The sequence below is a fragment of the Shewanella halotolerans genome, assembly GCF_019457535.1.
In the GTDB taxonomy this organism is placed as follows: domain Bacteria; phylum Pseudomonadota; class Gammaproteobacteria; order Enterobacterales; family Shewanellaceae; genus Shewanella; species Shewanella halotolerans.
The window spans coordinates 1271457-1292457 of record NZ_CP080417.1; the positions used below are offsets into that span (position 1 = coordinate 1271457).

The window sequence follows — 21001 nt, forward strand, 5'->3', positions numbered from 1 at the left end:
GGCTAGGGTTGAGGAGTCGGCTTAGGCGCCTCGACCCGGTAGATGGGGTAAAAATCCGCCGGCGCCAGGCTGTCGGCTAGCTGCTTCATCTGAATATTATCTGGGGTGAGTCCCTTTATCCCGGGGCCGATATCGCCAAAGGGGGCGGCGCCCTCGAGTTCCCGCACCACCACATCTATCGCTAACTTACCCTGCAGCACCACCTGATCGTCACTACTAAAGGCCACCCTATGGCGGTACAGGCCGCGCAGGGTGGCGGGCGAGAGATAGCTGCTCACCAAGGCTATGTCTTGTGCCGTGTCCTGCTGCGCCAGGGCGCCGATGGCGGCCTCGATGGCCACGGCGCTGCCCAGTATATAGTCGGGCCTATGGTCTTTGAGTAGATGATGTAACTGATCCCGATAAAGATCGCGATTGTTATCGGCGTGGCGGTTGGAGGAGATGGTCACACTGCTGCCCTCAAGCGCAGCCATGATCCCTTGCTCAACCCAGGTGCTGCCGCCAAGTTTCTCGGGGCCGAGCAGCAGTGCCAGTTGCACAGCCTGGCCGGTATTAGTCTGGTCGGTGTTAGCCTGGCTTGTGTTAGCCTTGCCAGGCTGTTTGGCTGTGGTGCGATGAATATAATCGCCGGCATGCCAGCCCATCTGATACCAGTTGACGCCTATGCGTGTGCTCACCAGGGGGCTGTCCAAGCGGTTGACCAGGGCCAACATGGGCTTGCTTATCTGCCCCTGATACTGTTTGAGTAGCTCAGGATCTACAGTGCCCAGCAAGATGGCGTCGAAATCGGATTTCATGCAGTGTTCTAGCTGCTCGAGCTGCTTCACCTTGCCATAGTAACTACCAGCCTCAAACAGCTCCAGGGCGACCCCCAAAGTTTGCGCCCGGGTCACCAAGCCATAGTCTATGCCAATCCAGTAGGCGTCTTTGAGGTGGGGCACCAGGGCGCAGAGTCGCCAGGGCCGTTTCGCCGTACTCAAGGGGCGATAGCTGAGTGTCTCGACCTGCTGGAGCTTGGCGTTATAGGGAGTGCGCCGCTCAAGTGACCAGGTCTCACTGGCATTGGCCGTCACCGATATCGAGAAACCGGCGGCGATTGCCAGTCCATGGAGGCAAGCCCAGAGAGAAAAGGCGCGGAAAAAGGGAGATTTATTATGCTTCACCACAGGGCACTCAGTATAATGTAACCAGACGCATGTCATTGATTCATTGTAACAGTTAAACGGGAGCCATGTGGGCGCTTTATCACTCTCGGGGAAAAGTTTAGTCGGCCGTCTCATGCTGGCCTTTAGCCTGCTGGCGCTGCTCCTGCTCACGCTGGTAAGCCTGGGTAGCGTTTCCCTCTATTGGGTGAAGGCCGCCGACAAATACCTCTATGAGGAGGCACTACCCGCCTCAGAAGCCGCGCGCCAGTTGATGCAGTCGGTCAGCGCCCTGCAAGAAAACGCCCAGGCCTTAGAGCGGGCGCAGGAGGAGGCGGAGCGCGCCTTTCTCGGGCGCAAGCTATCCATCGAGAGCAGCAACCTGCTCGGCGCCATCGCCCGTCTTAAATCGCTTAACCTTCAGGGCGATAGCCACCTAGGTCCCAGAGCGGCGGAGATCATCCACGACCTGACTCTGCTAGGCCATCAGGTGGGTGAGCGTTTGGCCCTCGCCAAGCAACTCAGGGGCGATGGCCAGGCTTTGGTGGACGCCTCAGGACGGGCTATCGAGCTGCTAGAGGCCGAGCTGGCGGTCGTCGATTCCGCCGTGCTGGCCAAGCTGAGCCTGGCCTATCCCGAGGTTGCCGGCACCGCCCAGAGCGGCTATCTGCTCGATACCATCATAGAGAAAGATCTCGATATTCAGGCGCGTCTCAATCGCGCCCTGGCCCTGATCCATCACCTGGCGCTGGTGGGTCAACTGCTGCAATCGCCCGAGCAACATCTGGGGCTCAGTAAGGTGCTGGTGAGCATGTCGCGGGTGCTGGCCGAGCAGGGCGGCGGCGAGTATCGATTGCAGCCAACTGAGGCCCAGGGCGGCATGCCCGGCAATGAGCCAGCCAGTGCCACGAGCAATGTTATCTTTGACATCAATCAGCCTAATCTTATGCCATTAGAGCTACTCAAGGGGGTGGTGCGAGACCCTGTGAGAGCCACAGAGCTGACCCATGAGCTGGCGATACTGCGCGGCGTCGGCGATAAACTCACGCTGCAGCGCCGCTATGCCAGGGTGCTCGCTTCCCAGACGGCGCAGCTCCAGACACTGAGTGACAAGCTTAGCCAGCTTAATACTCAGGTTGATGGGGCCATGACGGCCCAGCAAACCCAGGCGGAGCAGGCCAGGGGAGATTTTCTACGTCAGCTCTTCTGGGCCAAGGCGGGGCTTTGGGGCACGGGGTTATTGATGCTGGTGTTGATCCTGATTGTGGTTTACCGGGTGATCTACAAGGGGATAGCACTTAGACTCCATGAGGCGACCGACGCCCTGTCACGGCTTAGCCGAGGGGATACTCAGGTGGCGCTGGACCCCCACGGGGATGATGAGCTGACCGCCATGGCCTCGGCCATCGATGCCTTCAAGCAGAAGACAGATCACAATCAGCGTCTGCAAACTGCGCTTCAGGAGACAGCCTCCGAGTTGTCGGCCCACAAGGCGTCGCTGGAGACGACGGTGCAGGAACGTACCCAGGAACTGGCTCAAACCAATCGCCGTCTCGATGCTGAGGTGCAGGGCCATGCCCAGGCGAGACTGATGGCCGAGGCGGCCGACAGGGCCAAGTCGCTATTTTTGGCGACCATGAGTCATGAGATCCGCACCCCCCTCAACGGTCTGCTCGGCACCCTGACCCTACTGGGGGAATCTGAGCTGCCCTCGGCCCAGAAGCAGATGCTGGCCCTGTCTCAGTACAGCGGCGCCCTGCTGCAGACTGTGCTGAACGACATCTTAGACTTCTCGCGCCTGGAGCAGGGCAAACTCAGCAATGAGCCGCGCCCTGTGGCCATCAATGAGCTGCTCGACGAGGTAGTCTCCATAATGCTTGCGGGGGCGGGCAACGCAGGTCTTTCGCTGCGCCTGGAGCGAGAGCGTCTCCCCGAGTGGATCAATATCGATGGCCCTAAGCTGCGCCAGGTGCTGTTTAACCTGCTAGGCAATGCCATCAAATTTACCCCGGCGGGGGAGATCTGTCTGCGGGTGAGCCAAGCAGGGGCGCGCCTTAAGTTTATCGTGAGCGATACTGGCCTTGGGATCCCCGAGGATGCCAAGGCGCGATTGTTTATCGCCTACAGCGCCCAGCCCAACCAGGGTCGCAGCCGTGGCACTGGCCTAGGGCTGGCGATCAGTAAGGAGCTGGTCACCCTGATGGGGGCTGGCGATGAGGGGCTCTGGGTCGAGACCGAAGTGAACAAGGGCAGCACCTTCGGCTTTAGCCTGCCCTTGGAGCCTTGTGAAGCGCCCATACTAAACACCACAGATATCATCCCTCAGGTCGCACCAAAGAGAGTGCTGGTGGTGGAAGATAATCAGGTCAATGCCATGGTGGCCCAGGGCTTCCTGGCGCATCTTGGCCACGAGGCAGTATTGGTGCCAAGCTGCGCCGAGGCCATAGCGGCTTTCGAGGGTAAAGACGCGGGGTTCGATGCCGTGATGTTGGATATTCAGCTCAGCGATGGTTCTGGCATAGACCTCCTGAGTCAGCTTAGGGAGCGCGCCGTGAGCGATCTGGTGTTTGCCGCCTTCACCGCCCAGCTACAGCCACAGGATCTCGAGGTCTATCGAGCGGTAGGATTCGATGAGATCTTGGCCAAGCCGCTCAACATGCAGGCCCTGATGCGCTGGTTGGGGCGGGCGTCAAAAACTTCGGCTCCAGTCGCCGAAGAAACAGAAGAGACTGAAGCAGTGGAACTTGTGGGATCTGATGAAACGTCGGCGGTGGATTTAGCGGAGGAAGATCCTCTACCGGATGCTCCTCTGCTGAATGCCTCTCTGCTGGATAGCGCTCAGTTTCAGGGGGATCTCGACTGTCTCGGCGAGGCGGCGATGGCGCAGATGTTGAGCCTCTATCTCTCCTCCAGCGAGGCGCAGCTGACCCAGTTGGAGCAGCTTGTCGAATCCACGCCTGAACAGAAAGCCGAACGGAAAGTCGAGCAGGCCGCCGAAGATAAGAATGAGGCGTGTCATAAGCTACTCCACGGCCTCAAGGGCAGCAGCGCCAACATGGGCATGGTCAGGCTGACAAGGCGCTGCCAGCAACTGGAACAGAGTGCGTTGCAGACGGAGAATATTCGTGAGCTCAGGCAGCTGTGGCGTGACTCGGTCGCCGCCTTCGAGGCACAGCTAGCATCAACGCAGTAGTGCAGCTAGCATCAACGCAATAGTGCAGCTAGCATCAATGCAATAGCGGAGCTAGCAAAGCGGCGCATTAGGCGTCTGAATCTGCTAGAGCCATGGGCGAAATCTGCTACACTTGCGCCCCATTGTTAACCATCTACTCACAACAGCAACTAAAGCGGGATCTTCACCTATGTTATTTTCTCAATTGTCTCTGCCTGCGCCGCTGCAACAGGCGCTGGAAGCCTTGGCATTTCGCGAGGCGACTCAGATCCAGGCCGAGGCGATCCCCTTGGTGCGAAGCGGTGTCGATCTCATGGCCTCGGCCCAGACGGGCACGGGCAAGACGGCCGCCTTCGCCCTGCCTATCCTGGCTAACTTGATGGGCCAGGCGCAGGTCGAGGTCTCAGATAAACAGCCAAGAGCCCTGGTGTTGGTGCCCACCCGCGAGCTGGCGCTGCAGGTTCATCAGGGGATCTCAGATCTCGCCCGCTTCACCTGTCTGTCGGCGGGGCTGGTCTATGGCGGCGTCAGCATCGAGGCACAGTGCCAGCAGCTTGCCGCAGGCGTCGACCTGATCGTCGCGACCCCGGGTCGCCTGCTGGACCTGCACAGACGCGGCGCCGCCAAGCTAGATGGCGTGGCGCACCTGGTGTTCGACGAGGCCGATCGCATGTTGGACATGGGCTTTGCCGACGAGATAGCCGAGCTGATGGCGCTGTTACCCAGCGAGCGTCAGACCCTGCTGTTTTCAGCAACCCTGGATGACAAGGTGCTTGCACTGAGCCATCGCTGGTTAAAGCAGCCCAAACGCATCGCCGTCAGCACGCAGAACAGCGCCAGCCAGGATGTCGAGCAGCGGGTCTATGCGGTGGACAGCGAGCGCAAGTTTGCCCTCTTGTCTCATCTGATCAACAAGGGGGATTGGCAGCGGGTATTGGTGTTTAGCCGTAAAAAGGTGGCCGCCGACAAGCTGGCCGCCCGCCTATGTGAGCAAGGCATCCAGGCCAAGGCGTTTCACGGGGATCTGGGCCAGGGCGCGCGTGAGCAGGTGCTGGCCGATTTCCGCCGTGGAGAGATAAAGGTGCTGGTGGCTACGGATGTGGCGGCGCGGGGGATAGATATCGAGTCTCTGGACTATGTGGTTAACTATGAGCTGCCCTATGTGGCCCAGGATTATGTGCATCGCATCGGCCGCACCGGCCGTGCGGGTAAGCAGGGCGTCGCCGTGACCCTTTACTGCGAGGAGGATGCACTGCTACTGGAGGAGGTCGAGGCGCTGCTGGATAAGCGTCTGCCCCAGCAGTGGTTGCCCGGTTTCGAGCCGGATCTCACCAAGGCTGACCCCAATCCCCGTCGCAATGGCAAGGCGGCGCAGAAACGCCGCGCCAAACGGCGCGGTCAGGGCGGTCGGCGTTAGCCCTGTTGGTAGTAGAGCATCTGCCCCTTAAAGCTGGAGGACATCTCGGCGGTCGGAGCGATTTTTTCCTGGTGGTGACGATAGCCCAGGCTGCACATCTTCTTGCTAAAGGCGGCATGGTTGCCACGGCCTGGGTCGACTAAGATCACCTCGCAGGCGGGCGCCGCATGGCGATGGATAAAGGCCGATAACAGCTCGATATGCTCTCGTTCGTAGAGCAAGTCTGCACCTATGATCAGGTCAAATAACCCTAGGCCATCGCTGTGGGAGTCCCAGCTGGTGCGCAGAAAGGGAATAGTCTCGCCTTGGTTAAGACGCACATTTTCCCGTAAGAAGTTGCCTGCCTCTGGGTGGTAATCTGTGGCGGTGATGTCAGCTTGACGGCTATTGAGCAACAGGCTGGCCAGTGCCATGCCACAACCCACCTCTAAGATGCGCTTGTTGTCGATATCGAAACTTACCATCTGATCTGCCAGCGCCTTACCCGAATCCCATAGCACGCCAAATAGTGACCACTGGGCGGATGAGATCCCTAACGCCTCGGCCTCGCCCAGAGGATCTGAGTATTCCTGTCTGTCTCTGAGACTGCGGATATGTATATCTGTGTGAGGGTATTCCAGGGTCTGGTAGCGGACACGTGGGGCGCTCATGGCGGTTAAACTCCTTGCGTTAACAGTAAACGCAACAAGCCTAGATCGATATCGATTCGCTACGTGTGGTGGGCCACTATAAGGGGGATCGGCGCAAATAGCTATCGGCATAAAAAAACGCCGACATTGAGCGGCGCTTTTACTGTGGTGATTGTTATTCAATCATATTGATACTTATTGATTTTTTTACGAATGCTCGCAAAGTGCCTCACAATCTAGACTGACCCAGGTCTGTGTGAGCCTGGCGAGGGCCTGGTAGAATCGGCCAGGGTCTCTGTCACTCACGCGTTTGGCAAACTCGGCTAGCCAGGTATCCAGATACTTGGTGATAAAGCGCTGCTGCGCCTTATCATCCAGGCTGGTGGCCTGCTGGGCGACATAGGCCAAGATCACCGAGATGTGATCGGCCGGCTCGGGAAAATCGCTCTGCACCCCCAGCTTGCTCTGCTTGAGCAGGGCAAGCATCTCCTGATGCTGAGGGCCGAAGAGCAGCGGCTGCTCCTCATCGCCTTCAGGCGTCAGATAGAGGCCTGCATAGGGATTGGCGCTCTGCTTGCCGCCTACCAGGAACAGGCCGCAATAATCTGCGGCCAGATTCAGCAGGGAGGGCTCGTCGCCCAGCCCTGCCAACACCGCCTGGATGGTGTTCACCTCAGGCGCCAGCCTAGGCTCGCCGGCCAGCAGGTCAAAGAAGGCCAGCGCCTCGCTGCTTTGCAGGCTTTGTAGGCGCTGATGATCTATCTCTTTGGCAAACAGATCCGACAGCAGACGGTAGACCCTGGCTCGCGCCTGGTTGGCTGGTGTTTGATAAATCGATGGCTTATTCATCTTAATTCTCCTTTGACCGCTAGCTTATTTTAGCGGCTGATCTCTATGGGGCCGCTGAAGGCGCTGACTTCTGGGACCTTACCGCTGAACTTCTCGAACTCCACCAGACAGGTGTAGGCGGCGCAGGCCTGTGCCAGCTTAGAGCTGCCGATATCCTGAGTCAGGGTGTTGGGGTCGCCGTAGCTGCACAGGGCGCCTATCTCGTTGCCGCCTTGCTTGCTGCCATCCTTGCCCACTGGACCATACCAGGCACCCTCGTGGATACGGATCACGCCCTGAGGGAAGCGGTTCGATACCCGGGCGCCCGCCAGTAGCTGGCCCCTGTCGTTGAACACCCGCACCAGATCGCCATCCTTGATGCCGCGAGCCTTAGCGTCCAGCGGATTGAGGTAGACAGGCTCGCGTCCCTGGACGGTATAGGTCTCGCGGTACTCCTGGGATTCACACATCTGTGAGTGCAGACGCTGATCCGGGTGGCAGGACTGCATCCAGATGGGGTACTTGTCTGAGCCAGGGCCGCCGTGGCTGCGCTCGCTCTTCTCCATCCAAGTTGGATGGCCGGGGCAATCGTCGTAGTTAAACTGGGCGATCTTACGGCTAAAGATCTCGATAAGGCCTGATGGCGTGCCCAGCGGGTTGATCTCAGGGTCATCCCTAAAATCGCTGTGGCGTGTCCAATTCTCTCCTTCACCGAAGTGCACATAGCCCTGCTGCCAGAAGGTGTCGAAATCTGGCATCTCGAACTTACCTGCGTTAGCGGCCTTACACTCGTCGTAGAGCTTTCTTAGCCAATCCATCTCGGTTAGGCCGCGGGTGTATTGCTTCTCTTTACCCATGAGCGCCGCAAAGCGAGTGAAGATCTCAAAGTCCGACAGACTCTCGTACAGGGGCTCGACCATCTTCTGCATCGCCAACACGCCGCGGTTGGCATAGCTGCCGTAGACGTCTATGTCGTTGCGCTCGAAGGTGGTACAGGCGGGCAGCACTATGTCTGAGAAGCGACAGGTGGCGGTCCAGTTCACGTCTATGGTGACCACACATTCCAGCTTGTGGAAGGCGCGCTTCATCTTGTTTCTGTCCTGGTGATGGTTCCAGGGGTTGTTGCCCGAGAACACCATCATCTTGATGTCGGGGTAGGTGACCTTGCTGCCGTTGGCATCTATCGTCTTGCCCGGCTCCAGGATGGCATCTATCCAGCGCGCCACTGGTATGGTGCTGCTGGCACCCTTGAAGTCTGTGCTGTCAAATAGTGGCTTTTGGCCCTCATCCAGGTTACGTGGGAAGGCGCCCGGCGCCGCTGCTCCCGACGATGGTACGCCTATGCTGGAGTAGTGGTGGCCGTAGCTGATGCCGCCGCCCGGCAGGCCGATTTGGCCTATCATGGTGGCCAGTACCGCCACCATCCAGTAAGGCTGCTCGCCATGTTGCTGACGCTGGATACACCAGCCCATCATGATCTGGGTGCGGCCCTTGGTCATTACCTTGGCCAGATCTTTAATGATCTCGACGCTCACGCCAGTGATCTGGCTGGCCCATTCTGGGGTCTTGGCGACGCCATCCTTCTCCCCAAGCAGGTAGGGGAGAAACTCCTCGAAGCCCAGGCTGTAGCCGTCGATGAAGGCTTTGTCGTGCAGATTCTGGCTCACCATCTCATGGGCGATACCCAGCATCAGGGCCACGTCTGTCTGTGGGTTGATGTAGAGCTGCTCGCAGCCCAGGTACTTTTGGGTCTTGGTGACCACGGGATCTATGCTGATCACCCGGATCTTGCCCTGGGCCACCTTCTCCTTGAGCTGCGCCAGATAGGCGTAAGACTCGTGAGTCTCGGCGTTCCAGCCCACCTGCAGGTTTTTATAGGGGTCGTTTGACCAGAGCACTATGGTGTCGCTGTGCTCTAAGATCAGCGGCCAGGAGGTGCCCTGGGCGTAGACCTCGGTGGAGCCGAGCACGTAGGGAAGAATCGTCTGTCCGGCGCCGGTGGAGTAGTCGCCGACCTTCTTGACGAAGTTGCCGTGCATTCCTACCGCGCGCTGCATATGGCTGGTGGAGGAGTGTAGCTGACCCGTGGCGCGCCAGCCGGTTTGGCCCGCATGCAGCCCCGAGGGGCCATACTTGGTCTGGATCTCATCGAGTGAGTCCTTAAACAGCGACAGTGCCTTGTCCCAGGTGACGCGTACGAAACGGTAGTCACCGCGCTCTAAGGTATTGCTCTTGTGCCCTTTGAGCAGGAAGTCGAGGCGCACCATAGGGTAGCGCACGCGGGATGGGTTATAGACCAGTCCCTTGACCCCATTGATCATATCGGTGGGGTATTTATCCAGGTCGAAGGGGATCACCTTATCGATGACGCCGTTCTTGCGAGTCATCTTAAAGGCGCCGAAGTGGGAGCCCGTGGTTTTCCACACTTCATCTGTCCCTGCGCTGGCCAGGGCGTTGAGCGGTGCCAACAGCGATGAGCCGCTTAGGGTGACATAGGAGCTGGCGGCGAGGCCTTTTAGAAAATCTCTTCTGTTCATGATGCTATCCTGTTAGTGCGCTGAGGTGGCAAAAGTCGATGAATGTTCTTGCAGGTATTTCTGTACCAGTGCCTGGGTGTCCTGATCCATGTTGACGAAGGCGATCATTCCCTGAAACATGCCGGGCCAGGTGTTGGCGTCGAAATGCGCCTCATCGGGCTGGGTATGACAGACGCTACAGCTACTGGAATAGGTGTCGCGGGCGTAGTCCCAGAGTGGTTGCAGGTCTTTCACCAGATAGTCGCCATCCACCCAGATCTGCGCCTCGACGCGCTGCCAGATCAGGCCGGTGAGTGGGTCTTGCTGCTCTTCGAACACTTGCATTACGCCAGGCTCCAGGGCGGCATCTTTCGACAGTTGTGCCGAGAGGATATTCATGCCGAAATCGAAGTAGATCACTCGGCCTGCGCCTATCTTCTTGCGCCAGCCGTCGATACCTACCTTGGCGCGTTGACCCTTGACCTCAAGCACCTTCACCTTAGTGGCGATGTTGAGTGTGCCCGCCTCGACGTCTGTCTTCTCGTTGAAGAACAGTGGCTTGGTCAGGGCGCTGAAGTAGCTTTCACCGACTAACAGACTGCTCTCGCCAGAACCCACCTGGGCGATAAGCTCAGGAGCGCGTGAGGTGCCCATGTCTGGCAACTTGTGGGCGATCCCCTTGTGGCAGTCGATGCAGCTTTGATCTAACTCGGCGGCGCGCTTCATCTGCTTCTGGGCCAGCTTTGACATCTCGTCCCACTTCATCGAGTCATAGTTGTGGCAGTTCTTACAGGCGAGTGAGTTGTCGCGATCGAATCGTTTCCACTCGCGGCTCGCCATCTCCAGACGTTTGGCCTCGAACTTCTCTTCGGTGTTGACGGTTTGTAGCAGCCAGCCCCACATGTCATGTGACGCCTCTATCTTGCGGCCTATCTTACGGCTCCAGTTGTGGGGCACGTGACAGTCGGGGCAGGTGGCCCGCACGCCTGAGTGATTCGACCAATGCACTGTGCTTTGCAGCTCCTGGTAGGGTTTACTCTCCATGCTGTGGCAGCTGATGCAGAAGGCTTCGGTGTTGGTCGCCTCCAGGGCGGTGTTGAAGCCACCCCAAAAGATGATGCCCATCAGGAAGGCTGATAGGCTAATGGCGCCAAGGGTGAGGGTTTTGGCGGGTTTGTTGAGGGTACGCCAAAGGGTGATAAACCACTTCATAGCAACATCCTTTCTCAAGTTGGTAATGGGGTTAATGGGCGACGACGCCGCCGAAGGCCTGGATCATCCAGATGATGAAGCCATAGGCGCTGATGCCTGTGACGGTCAGCATCGGGAAGAGCAGCACTATGATGAAGCCGAGGGCTTTGAGCTCTTTGGATTTATCCTGATCTCGTGTTTCGCTTATTGGGTGTGATGGCATGACAGACTCTCTTAGTTGATCTTTGTCCATGGCTGCATGGTAGAGGAGGGATGTGAATGGGGGTGCTGCCTGGCATGAACCAAGGGTGACAAGTTATGAAAAAATATGAATAAAACTGAGCCTGACGACTTGATGGCGAAGAATTTATTTATAACTGGCTGATATTTAATGAGTTAACTGAGTTTTCTCTTGAGTGGATGTCCCATGGTTGTCGCGGTATCTCAGGCTAAAAAGGCCTTCGCGCGAAAGTTGAACAAAAGTTTGGCGAATTGTTAGCTTGCTCTAGTTTATGTCACAGTCTTTGCTGTAGAATGCGCCGCCAACAAAGGCTGTGTTATGGGTAAGTGTTTGCTTACCTTAAAAGGTCGGTATCTCCTCGGTTACCGATCTGCAGGTCACGTAAGGTACACCAATAAGTACTCAGTGGATCTCTCACCCACAGACATCTGTCGTGGGGCTCTAACTTGCCACAGCCTTCCAAATTAAGAGATCAAAAAAGGTAACTACTATGAAGTCTGAACAGACTCTCGCTGCACCCGCTGTACCTGCAAGCTCCCTGCTTGACCGTTATTTTGCCATCACCGCTCGCGGCAGCACGCTGCGCCAAGAGGTGATTGCCGGCTTAACCACCTTCCTCGCCATGGTTTATTCGGTGATCGTGGTGCCAAACATGCTGGGCGCCGCCGGTTTCGATCCCGGCGCCGTCTTCGTGGCCACCTGTCTGATTGCCTCCTTCGGCTCGCTGCTGATGGGGCTGTGGGCTAATCTACCGATGGCGATTGGCTGCGCCATCTCACTGACCGCCTTCACCGCCTTTAGCATGGTGCTGGGCCAGGGGATCTCGATTCCCGTGACCCTGGGCGCCATCTTCCTTATGGGCGTGGTCTTCACCCTGGTGAGTGTCACAGGCGTGCGTCAGTGGGTACTGACCAACCTGCCTAAGGGGATCGCTCACGGTACCGGCATAGGCATAGGCCTGTTCCTGCTGTTGATCGCCACCAATAGTGTGCATCTGATCGTCGCCAACGACGCTGGCCTGCCGGTGAAGCTTGGCGATATTCATAGCCTGCCTGTCATCGCAACAGTGATTGGCCTGGCGGCCACCATAGGCCTGGAGCGCCGCGGCGTACCCGGCGGCATTCTGCTGGTGATCATCGCCCTGTCGGTATTTGGCCTGGCATTCGACCCGAGCGTGACCTACCAAGGCTTATTCGCCCTGCCTGATTTGATGTCAGACAAGTCGCTTATCGGTCAGCTGGATATCATGGGCGCCCTCAACCCTGTGGTGCTGCCTATTGTGCTGGCGCTGGTGATGACGGCGATCTTCGATGCCACAGGTACCATTCGCGCGGTGGCCGGTCAGGCCGAACTTTTGGATGAGAAAGACAATATCGTTGGCGGCGGTAAGGCGCTGACCTCAGATTCCATGAGCAGCATCTTCGCAGGCGCCGTGGGCGGCGCGCCGGCGGCCGTGTACATCGAGTCGGCGGCGGGTACCGCGGCCGGTGGTAAGACGGGCCTGACGGCGACAATCGTCGGCGTGCTCTTCCTGCTGATGGTATTCCTGGCGCCGCTTAGCTACCTGGTGCCGGCCTACGCCACGGCGCCGGCGCTCATGTATGTGGGCCTCTTGATGCTGAGCAACGTGACCAAGCTGAACTTCGACGACAAGGTCGATGCCATGGCGGGTCTGACTTGCGCCGTGTTCATCATCCTCAGCTGTAATATCGTTACCGGTATCATGCTGGGCTTCGTGACCCTAGTGGTTGGCCGTCTGGCCAGCGGTGAATGGCGCGCCCTGAAACCCGGTGTGTTAGCCATCACTATCGGCCTGGTGGTCTTCTATATGGGCGGCTGGGCTATCTAGAACGTATCGAATCAGCAGCTCAAATAACACAAACCCAGGTCAATTGACCTGGGTTTGTCGTTTAAGGCTGTCGATCGAGGCTGATAAGCAAGGCAATTGAGTAACTCATTTTTCAATACTTGTGAGCACTAGTCCTGTTCGGGGCACAGCTCATCATGGCAGAAGGCACCTAGCAGATCTTTCCAGGTGATGATGCCCACTATCTTGCTAAATGCCATCACGGGCAGGCAGCCGATGTCGTGGGCCAGCATGAGTTGCCCGGCAGTTTTGATGTCGGCCTCGGGGGCTATGGTGATGGGATCCCGGCTCATTACCTGATGGGCGCGGCGCTGCAGGGTGTCGCTATCACGCTCGGTCTCGCCTATGCTGCCGATATGGGGGCTGAGGGTGCGCAGATAGTCGCGTTCGGATAGTACGCCTTGCAAGCTGTCGTTCTCGATCACCAGCAGATGATGAAAGGGGGCGCTGTCAAAGATCTCTTTGACTATGGTAAGCCTGTCGTCCATCTCTATGGTGACGACCCTGGTGCTCATGATCTCCGATACCCGTGTTGCCATGGCAGACTCCTGAGACTTAGGGGGAGGTTAACTGAGTTTTGTAAGGTTCTCAGTGACTTTGGTGAATGTTCACCCTGTTTCCAGTTATAACAGATAAATGAATGTTCAACAAATGACCATCTAAATTTCACATAAATGTCATGGGTTTGCCCTTTAATGATTGGGTTTATCTTAGTATCAGGGCAAAAAGATGAAATCCATGCCATTGGCATCCCAGACCAGCCAGTCCGACCCTTTCTATGTTGATTCCAGTCATTTTCAGCTCTCACAAGGCAGGCATCATCAAGGCGAGCTAAGCCAGGAAGAGCTACGCCGGGAAGAGCTAAGCCTGGAAGATCTTAGCCAGCACAAGGCGGTGCGTTACTGCCGTGAGCTGATGCGCCGCCCGTCTATCACCCCGGAAGATGCCGGTTGCCAGCGGTGGCTGGGGGAAAGGCTTGCGGCAATAGGTTTTGACGTCAGTCACTATCAGGATCAAGGGGTGAGCAACCTGCTGGCCTCCTTCGATGAGCGCCCGGCGCAGCTGGCGCTGGCGGGGCATACGGATGTGGTGCCGCCCGGGGAACTGAGCCGCTGGCAGACGCCGCCGTTTGCCGCCACCTTAGTGGATGGCATGCTGATTGGCCGCGGCGCTGTGGACATGAAATCAGGCCTGGCGGTGATGCTGGCGGCGGTCGAGGATCATATTGCCTGTCATGGTCTGCCTAAGGCCAACTGGCAGTTTATCGTCACCAGCGACGAAGAGGGCGAGGCGGAACATGGAACCCGCATCTTGGTGGAGCGCCTTAAGGCTCAGGGCCGTCTGCCCAAGTACTGTGTGGTGGCCGAGCCGACCGCCGATAAGCAGGCGGGCGATGTGATTAAGATTGGCCGTCGCGGCGCCATCTCGGCCCGGCTAACGCTCAAAGGCAAGCAAGGGCATGTGGCCTATCCCAAGAACGCCGTCAACGCCCTGCATATGGCGGCGCGGGTGATGCAGGCGCTAGAAGCCCTTAGTTGGGATGAGGGCAGCGACGACTTTCCCGGCACCAGCCTGCAGGTGACCCATGTGGATTCGGGGGCGTTTACCGACAATATCGTCCCGGGTAGCTGTGAAATTTGCTTCAACATACGCTACAGCTATCGTTACAGCGAGGCGGGGATCATGGCGCGGATCCAGGCCTGTCTCGACGGGCTTTCTCTGGGGGAGGATGCCATCAGTCTGCGCTGGGAGCGTGGCTGTCAGCCCTATCATACCCAGGAAAACGATGGCCAGAGCCTGATCGCCCAGGTGGAGGCGGCGATCTTCGAGGTCACCGCCAGCTTTCCGCGCCTCTCCACCTCGGGGGGCACCTCAGACGGACGTTTTTTGTCATCAATCCAAACTCAGGTGATCGAGCTGGGGCTTCCCAATCGCACCATACATCAGGTCAACGAGCGGGTGGAGCTGGCGCAGATAGTGCGCTTGTATCGCATCTATCGCGCCCTGCTGACGCGCTTTCATGACTAGATAAATAGTTAAGTTTGGTGGCTTGGGCTGATGTTAATTGAGAGTCCGCCAAAGCTATTGGTAAAACTAACTCACCAGCCTTTGTCGCAAAACAAATTCACAAAAGCTTGTCGCAAAACCAATCCACAAAAGCTTGCAATAAAAAAGACGCTCTGGGGCGTCTTTTTATTGCTTGAAGATAGCCGCTAGCGCTATTACTAGTGCCATTGCTATTTCTATTTTAACGGGCTGTCTTCGCCGCCCGTGTTGAGCTCGGGCAGGTGGCAGTCTATGTAGCGGGCGCGCTTCTTGGCCTTGAGTTTGTGGGTGTCCACCAGCACCAGGCCATCGATGCAGTCGCCAAACTCGGCATCTATGCCGAAGTCGAGGAAACTCACCCCTAAACCGTCGCACAGCTCGCCATATTGTTTGTACAGGGCGGGCACGGCCGCGCCCATGCTGGCAAGCGCCTGCTTGAGCAACTTAAATTCCGCCTGATAGTCTTCCCCGGGGAAGAGGCTATCTAACTGTTCGTGCTGCTCTGGGGTGAAGCTGTAGCGGCTGTTGGCGTGCGCCAGCTCCTGCACCGGGCAGAAGTGGGTCTGGTAGAAGTAGACCAACATCGCCTTGGCCTGCTCCGGCAGGGCGTCGCTGATGGAGACGGGACCGAACAGGTAACGATATTGTGGGTGTTTGGCGAGGAAGGCGCCTATGCCGAACCAGAGGTAATCCAGGCTGCGTTTGCCCCAATACTTAGGCTGCACGAAGCTGCGCCCCAGCTCCAGCCCCTGCTCGAAGTAGGGGGAAAATTCGTCGCGGTACTGAAACAGCGACTGGCTGTAGAGGCCCTTGTGCTCATCCTGGTAGAGGCTCTTGGCGCTGGCGAAACGGTAGGCGCCGACTAATTCCAGCGCCTTGTGATCCCAGAGCACCAGATGCAGGTAGTCGGCGTCGTACTTGTCTGTGTCGCGGCGCTTGCCGCTGCCTTCACCCACGGCGCGAAAGGCGATCTCTCTCAGTCTGCCTATCTCACGCATGATGGGATTGCTCTGCTTGTGGCGGTAGAGATAGATGAGTTTCTCGTCATGGGTCTGGCCCAGCAGCTCGCACTGGGACAGGGCCTCGATCAGATCGCTGCGCGACTCAGGGTGGGCGATGGCATTCTGGGTCTTAAACAGGGGGCTGCGGTTCCTGCCGATGCGATAGAGATGATTCTTCAGCAGTTTCACCTGGGTCTTGAGCGGGAAGTCGCTGCTGGCCACCACCTCCTTGGGGATCAGCTGACCTATGCGCAGGGGCATGGTGCGCTTGGCCTGCTTGAACATCTCCTTGACCAGCAGCAGGCTGGCAAGGGGCTTGTAGATCATCGAGGCACCGTAGAAGGTGGCCGAATTCTTGGCATCGGCAAACATGGGCAGCAACGGTGCCTGACAGGCCTTGGCGATCTTCAGAAAACCGCTGTGCCAGTGCAGATCCCGCACGCCGTTGGGGCGCAGGCGTGACACCTCGCCGGAGGGGAAGATCAGCACGGCACCTTCGCTCTTGAGGTGCTGGTGGATCTTCTCAAGATGCTGTTTGGGGGTGCCGCCCGTCATGTTACGCACCGGCAGCAGGATGGAGTGCAGCGGCTCCAGGGCCATCAGCAGCTCGTTGGCCACCACCTTGATGTCCGGGCGCACCTTGCTGATCAGCTTGATCATCGCCAGGGCGTCCAGTGAGCCGATAGGGTGGTTGGCATAGATCACCACCCGGCCCTCGCTGGGGATATTCTCCACCTCTGTGCTGGGCACGCTGTAGGTGAAGTTGAAGCTGGCCAGGACCTGCTCGATAAAGTCTACCCCCTCCAGGTAATCGAACTCCTGGGTGATGGCATGGCACTCCTTTTCCATCAGGAAATAGCGCAGCAGCGCCTTGGTGGGGGTCGCCAGCCAGGGGCTCTGATTGAGCTTGGGCAGGTTGTTGGCAACCACATCGTCTACGGTGAAAATCATCTTTTGCATGGGGTCTGCTCGCTGTGTAAGGGATGGTGCCCGTGATGGAGACACCCTATCCATAGCGCCAGAGTAAGAGGGGAGTTTGACTAAGAGATGAACAAATTATTGCAGCCAGATGACGCCTAGCGGACGATCAGGCTGTCGGGCAAATGTATGATGAAGGTGCTGCCGCGCCCCTCCTGGGAGTCTATGCTGATCTCGCCCTTGAGGACCTGAGTGACTATGTTGGAGACGATGTTCATCCCCAGGCCGCTGCCGCCCTTGCCGCGCTTGGTGGTGAAGAAGGGCTGGAACACCTGGGCCTGAACCTCCTGGGACATGCCGCAACCATCGTCCTGATAGGTGATGCAGATCCCCTGGTCGGTTCGAGCGACGTCCAGGCTGAGCTTACCAGATTTGCCATCTGGGTAGGCGTGGATCACCGAGTTGTTGAACAGGTTGCTGACGATCTGGTAGAAAGCCCCCGGGGTGCTCTGGATGATCAGCTTCTCCGGACATTGATAGCTGTACTCATGGGGCGTGCGTGACAGCATGGGGTTGAGAGAGATGAAGATCTCATCCAGATAGGTATGCAGGTCGAACTCGCGTACATCCTCGTGGGACTGATCCACAGAGACCTGCTTGAAGCTGGCGATAAGCTTTGAGGCGCGTTCCAGATTGGCCAGGATCAGTCGGCAGCACTCGGCCACTTCATTCTGATACTGTTCGAAATCCTCTTCGGTGATCTCGCCGCGGCGATAGAGCTGATCGAAGTGTTTGACGCTCTCCTGCAGGTGGGAGGCGGCGGTGACGCTGATCCCTATGGGAGTATTGACCTCGTGGGTGATACTGGCCACCAGGCCGCCCAGCGCTGCCATCTTCTCCTTGTCCATCAGCTCGCCCTGGGTATGTTCCAGCTCGTCCAGGGTGTGTTTCAGCTCGTCGTTGCGTTGTTGCAGCTCAAGGGTGCGCTCGTTGACGCGCTGCTCCAGACGCTGATTGAGCTCGCGCAGGGCGTGCTCCGTCTCTTTTTGCTGCTGAATGTTCTTGATGGTTCCCGCGATACGTACCGCCTTGCCCGCCTCGTCACGCTCTACCACCTGACCACGATTGAGCACCCAGAGCCACTCGCCGTCGGGCGCCAGGCCGCGATAGGTGAGGGAGAACTTGTCTATCTGGTCGTTGATGCACTCCTTGGCGACCCGCGACACCTTGGGGATGTCGTCCGGGTGGACGCAGGTGGCTATGGTCTTCTTAAGCTCCTCTTCCTGCTCGGGATACTTGAGGAAGGTGTTGGTACGGGTGGCGTTGCCATGAACGATATTCCAGTCCCAAAACTCATCGCCGCTGCCCCACAGGGCTAGCTGCAGGCGCTGCTCGCTCTGGGCCACCTCGTGCAGCAGGGCAGCCTGTTGCTGATACTGGGACCACTTGCGATAAAAAATAAAGCTTACCAGCATCAGGGTCAGGGTGAAGTATAAGGTGTAGGCGAAGGGGGATTGCCATGGCGCGGGCTCCAGCATGATCTTGAGGCGCCTGATGGGGCTGTATTGCTGGTTGATATCCTTGGCGCGGATCTCAAACAGATAGTTGCCCGGGTTGAGGCCGGTGAAGTAGGCGACCTGCTCCGGCGAGCCAGCGATCCAGGTGTCGTTGAGCCCAAGCAGGCGGTACTGATAGCTGAGCCGGGAGGCATTGTGCAGATCCGGGCTGTGGTAGTGCAGCGAGAAGATATCGGCGGTATGGGGCAGCGCCAGCGAAGGGGGCAGTCTTGGCGTGCCCTTGTCCATGTCGGGTAGCCCTTGGGCCTGACCCAGCACAAAGAGATCTGTGATCACCGGTAGGGTCGGCGGCTGACGGCGGGGCAGCTGGGCCGGATTAAAGTGGTTAAAGCCGTTGACGCCGCCAAGATAGAGGGTGTTGTTACGCCCAAGCGCCGCGGCGCCGAAGTTGAACTCGTTATCCTGTATGCCGTCGATATCAGTGTAGTTGGTGGTCTTCAGGCTGCCCGGGTCGAGCTGAGTTAACCCCTTGGTGGTGCCTAGCCAGAGGTGACGGCGCTGATCGGCAAACAGTAGGTAGATGGTGTCGTCGATCAGGCCATCCGCCGTGGTAAGCAGTCGGCTGCTGAAGTCCTGGGTGTTGAAGTGCAGTAACCCCTCGTTACTGGCGATCCACAGGCTGTGGTTATCATCGGCGATAATGGAGAAGAGGTGTTGCTTGGGCAAGGCATGAGGTGTGTGGCTGGCGAAGTGAGTGATATCGCCATTGGCCGCGAGCCTCAGCAGGCCGTCGCTGGAGGAGGTGAGCCAGTAGTTGCCGTCGTCGTCTTGCAGCATGTCGGTGACCGTCTTGATGGGCAGGGGCACGGCAATGAAGCCTGTGGCTATGCCGGCGTATCTGGCGATGCCGCCATCGCTGCTGGTGATCCAGGGGGTCCCCTGCCTGTCGAAATAGAGCGAATAGAGCTGATTGCTGAGCAGGCTGTTGGGGCTCTTGGCATCGGCCAGATAGTGAATGTAGCTCTGCTTGTCTGCGGTATAGATGAAGAGGCCATCGCCCCGGGTGCCTATCCACAGCTGACCTAGCGCATCCTCCTTGATAAAGCTGATGAAGGCCTGACTCAGGCTGGGGTTTTGCACATGAAAGGGGGTGAAGCCCGTTAGCTCGCCCCTGGAATTTTTCAGCCCCTGGTAGACGCCGCTGGCGGTGCCGACCCAGAGGGTGCCTTGGCTGTCTTCCAGCAGGCTGCGAATATCCACGTTGAGCAGGTTGTTGTCGTTGAAGCTAAAACCATGGATATGGCCGAAATATTGGGCGTCGAGAAAGGTCTTACTCAGGCCGCCGCCCTTGCTGCCGATCCACAGCTGCTGCTCGTTGTCTATCCACAGCGAGGTGATGACTGGGCTGTTGATGCTGTAGCGGTTCTCTGCTGAGGCGTTGAGCCTGTGGATCTCGTTGCGGCTGGGGTTGTATCTGGCCAGCCCCTGGGCGCGAAAGCCTATCCAGAGGCTGCCGAACTTATCCCGCCTGAGGGCTGAGATGGAGAAGGCGGGACTGGCGGGCACGGCGGCGATCGCCATGGCCTGAGCATTGGTGATATCCAGCAGGAACAGGCCGCGGGTCTGGGTGCCGACCCAGAGGGTGTTGCTCTTACCCGCCTCGATGGCAGAGACGCCGCGCAGCACCTCTGGTGCGTATTGGGTGACGCTAATCTCATCTTCAGTCTGCTTGAGGCTGGCGAGCCCGTTGAGGGTGCCTATCCAGAGCCTCTCCTGTCGGTCACGATACAGGGTGTTGATGCGCCCGCTGGGTAGTCCCTGGGTCGTGCTGCTGTCCAGGGTCGCCAGCAGCTTGTTGCTGGCGGGGGAGAAGTAGAGCAGGCGATTGTCGGCGGTGGCGATCCACAGGTTACCCTGAGCGTCTTCATCGAGGTCTACGATATCATCGGGCAGCGGGCTGTTACTGGCGTTGAAGGGCTCGAAGATGCCGCTGTCGGCATGATAGCGGTTGATCCCTTCGTTGCGGGTGATGAGCCAAAGGGTGCTGCGGCTGAAATGCAGCTTCTTGATATATTTGGCCGAGGGGCCGCGGTTATCCCCCCGGGTGTCGAAGATCTTGAAACGCTTGCCATCGTAGCGGTTGAGCCCGGCCTGGGTGGCGATCCACAGATGTCCCTCCTTATCGTTGACGATATCTGTGACCGTATTCATCGACAGCCCCTCCTTGGCGCCGAAGGAATCAAACTGCGGCTGATAGCTGAAGGCTAGGCTGGGCTGGCTCACCAGTAGCAATAGCATGAGTGAGAGAATGAGTGTTCTCATCTAGGCGCGCCAACTCGTGTGTTTGCAAGTCATAACTTGGCCCTTGTGATCTAGGGGGCGATTTGGCGCTCAGTTTTTGGGGATGGGGGGCGAAAAACAGCCGCGTAAATCCCGATACAATGAGCGCTGCTTGAGTGTTTAAGTTTAGAAGTCTTTGGGGAAATTGCGAGTTGAATGAATAAGATAATGTGCCA

13 protein-coding genes are annotated in these 21001 nt (G+C 58.0%); 4 read left to right on the forward strand and 9 right to left on the reverse strand.

All coding sequences use genetic code 11. From position 1 onward, the window contains the following. Positions 1-2 precede the first annotated feature (2 nt). Positions 3-1166, reverse strand: a complete 1164-nt coding sequence (torT, locus tag K0H81_RS05625; RefSeq protein ID WP_220060183.1) for a TMAO reductase system periplasmic protein TorT — start codon at positions 1164-1166, stop codon at positions 3-5. Positions 1167-1233: 67 nt separating this feature from the next. Here torT and torS point away from each other — a divergent pair, with 67 nt between their 5' ends. Together torS and K0H81_RS05635 are read left to right on the forward strand one after the other, a co-directional pair. Then, the gene (gene torS / locus K0H81_RS05630) at positions 1234-4335 is read left to right on the forward strand and encodes a TMAO reductase system sensor histidine kinase/response regulator TorS (RefSeq protein WP_220060184.1); all 3102 of its coding nucleotides are present in this window, start codon (positions 1234-1236) and stop codon (positions 4333-4335) included. Positions 4336-4504: 169 nt separating this feature from the next. Next, entirely contained in the window at positions 4505-5731 is a 1227-nt protein-coding gene (locus tag K0H81_RS05635) for a DEAD/DEAH box helicase (RefSeq protein WP_220060185.1), read from the forward strand. Here the strand turns inward: K0H81_RS05635 and K0H81_RS05640 are convergent. The 5 genes from K0H81_RS05640 to torE all read right to left on the reverse strand — a co-directional run bounded on the left by K0H81_RS05640 (position 5728) and on the right by torE (position 11118). Then, positions 5728-6381: a class I SAM-dependent methyltransferase gene (locus tag K0H81_RS05640; RefSeq protein WP_144203790.1), complete on the reverse strand. Its 654-nt coding sequence runs from the start codon at positions 6379-6381 to the stop codon at positions 5728-5730. The genes K0H81_RS05635 and K0H81_RS05640 overlap by 4 nt on opposite strands. Positions 6382-6567: 186 nt before the next feature. After that, positions 6568-7209, reverse strand: coding sequence for a molecular chaperone TorD (gene torD / locus K0H81_RS05645; RefSeq protein ID WP_220060186.1), 642 nt, complete (start codon positions 7207-7209; stop codon positions 6568-6570). Between the two features lie 29 nt (positions 7210-7238). Beyond that, on the reverse strand, positions 7239-9725 hold the full coding sequence (gene torA / locus K0H81_RS05650; protein WP_220060187.1) for a trimethylamine-N-oxide reductase TorA: 2487 nt from the start codon (positions 9723-9725) through the stop codon (positions 7239-7241). A gap of 12 nt (positions 9726-9737) precedes the next feature. Continuing rightward, positions 9738-10916, reverse strand: coding sequence for a pentaheme c-type cytochrome TorC (torC, locus tag K0H81_RS05655; protein WP_220043057.1), 1179 nt, complete (start codon positions 10914-10916; stop codon positions 9738-9740). Between the two features lie 31 nt (positions 10917-10947). After that, positions 10948-11118: a trimethylamine N-oxide reductase system protein TorE gene (torE, locus tag K0H81_RS05660; protein WP_144203786.1), complete on the reverse strand. Its 171-nt coding sequence runs from the start codon at positions 11116-11118 to the stop codon at positions 10948-10950. 508 nt (positions 11119-11626) lie between these two features. On the opposite strand from torE, the gene K0H81_RS05665 reads away from it, so the two are divergent. Then, entirely contained in the window at positions 11627-12985 is a 1359-nt protein-coding gene (locus K0H81_RS05665) for an NCS2 family permease (protein ID WP_144203785.1), read from the forward strand. Positions 12986-13113: 128 nt separating this feature from the next. Here the strand turns inward: K0H81_RS05665 and K0H81_RS05670 are convergent, their stop codons facing one another. Next, the gene (locus K0H81_RS05670; protein ID WP_144203784.1) at positions 13114-13542 is read right to left on the reverse strand and encodes a CBS domain-containing protein; all 429 of its coding nucleotides are present in this window, start codon (positions 13540-13542) and stop codon (positions 13114-13116) included. Between the two features lie 199 nt (positions 13543-13741). Between K0H81_RS05670 and dapE the strand changes: the two genes are divergently transcribed. After that, complete coding sequence (dapE, locus tag K0H81_RS05675; RefSeq protein ID WP_220060188.1) at positions 13742-15031, forward strand: succinyl-diaminopimelate desuccinylase; 1290 nt, start codon at positions 13742-13744, stop codon at positions 15029-15031. A gap of 215 nt (positions 15032-15246) precedes the next feature. On the opposite strand, the gene olsF is transcribed toward dapE, so the two are convergent. Both olsF and K0H81_RS05685 read right to left on the reverse strand, forming a co-directional pair. Continuing rightward, positions 15247-17001, reverse strand: a complete 1755-nt coding sequence (gene olsF / locus K0H81_RS05680) for a bifunctional ornithine lipid synthase OlsF (RefSeq protein ID WP_491573768.1) — start codon at positions 16999-17001, stop codon at positions 15247-15249. Positions 17002-17126: 125 nt separating this feature from the next. Continuing rightward, positions 17127-20807 carry a two-component regulator propeller domain-containing protein gene (locus K0H81_RS05685; protein ID WP_220060190.1) on the reverse strand — a complete coding sequence of 1227 codons (3681 nt, stop codon included), beginning with the start codon at positions 20805-20807 and terminating at the stop codon, positions 17127-17129. Between the last annotated feature and the right edge of the window lie 194 nt (positions 20808-21001).

Coding starts and splice junctions, on each gene's coding strand:
- K0H81_RS05635 (WP_220060185.1), top strand. CDS start 4,505: ATGTTATTTTCTCAATTGTCTCTGCCTGCGCCGCTGCAACAGGCGCTG.
- K0H81_RS05640 (WP_144203790.1), bottom strand. CDS start 6,381: ATGAGCGCCCCACGTGTCCGCTACCAGACCCTGGAATACCCTCACACA.
- torD (WP_220060186.1), bottom strand. CDS start 7,209: ATGAATAAGCCATCGATTTATCAAACACCAGCCAACCAGGCGCGAGCC.
- torA (WP_220060187.1), bottom strand. CDS start 9,725: ATGAACAGAAGAGATTTTCTAAAAGGCCTCGCCGCCAGCTCCTATGTC.
- torC (WP_220043057.1), bottom strand. CDS start 10,916: ATGAAGTGGTTTATCACCCTTTGGCGTACCCTCAACAAACCCGCCAAA.
- torE (WP_144203786.1), bottom strand. CDS start 11,118: ATGCCATCACACCCAATAAGCGAAACACGAGATCAGGATAAATCCAAA.
- K0H81_RS05665 (WP_144203785.1), top strand. CDS start 11,627: ATGAAGTCTGAACAGACTCTCGCTGCACCCGCTGTACCTGCAAGCTCC.
- K0H81_RS05670 (WP_144203784.1), bottom strand. CDS start 13,542: ATGGCAACACGGGTATCGGAGATCATGAGCACCAGGGTCGTCACCATA.
- dapE (WP_220060188.1), top strand. CDS start 13,742: ATGCCATTGGCATCCCAGACCAGCCAGTCCGACCCTTTCTATGTTGAT.
- olsF (WP_491573768.1), bottom strand. CDS start 17,001: ATGATTTTCACCGTAGACGATGTGGTTGCCAACAACCTGCCCAAGCTC.
- K0H81_RS05685 (WP_220060190.1), bottom strand. CDS start 20,807: ATGAGAACACTCATTCTCTCACTCATGCTATTGCTACTGGTGAGCCAG.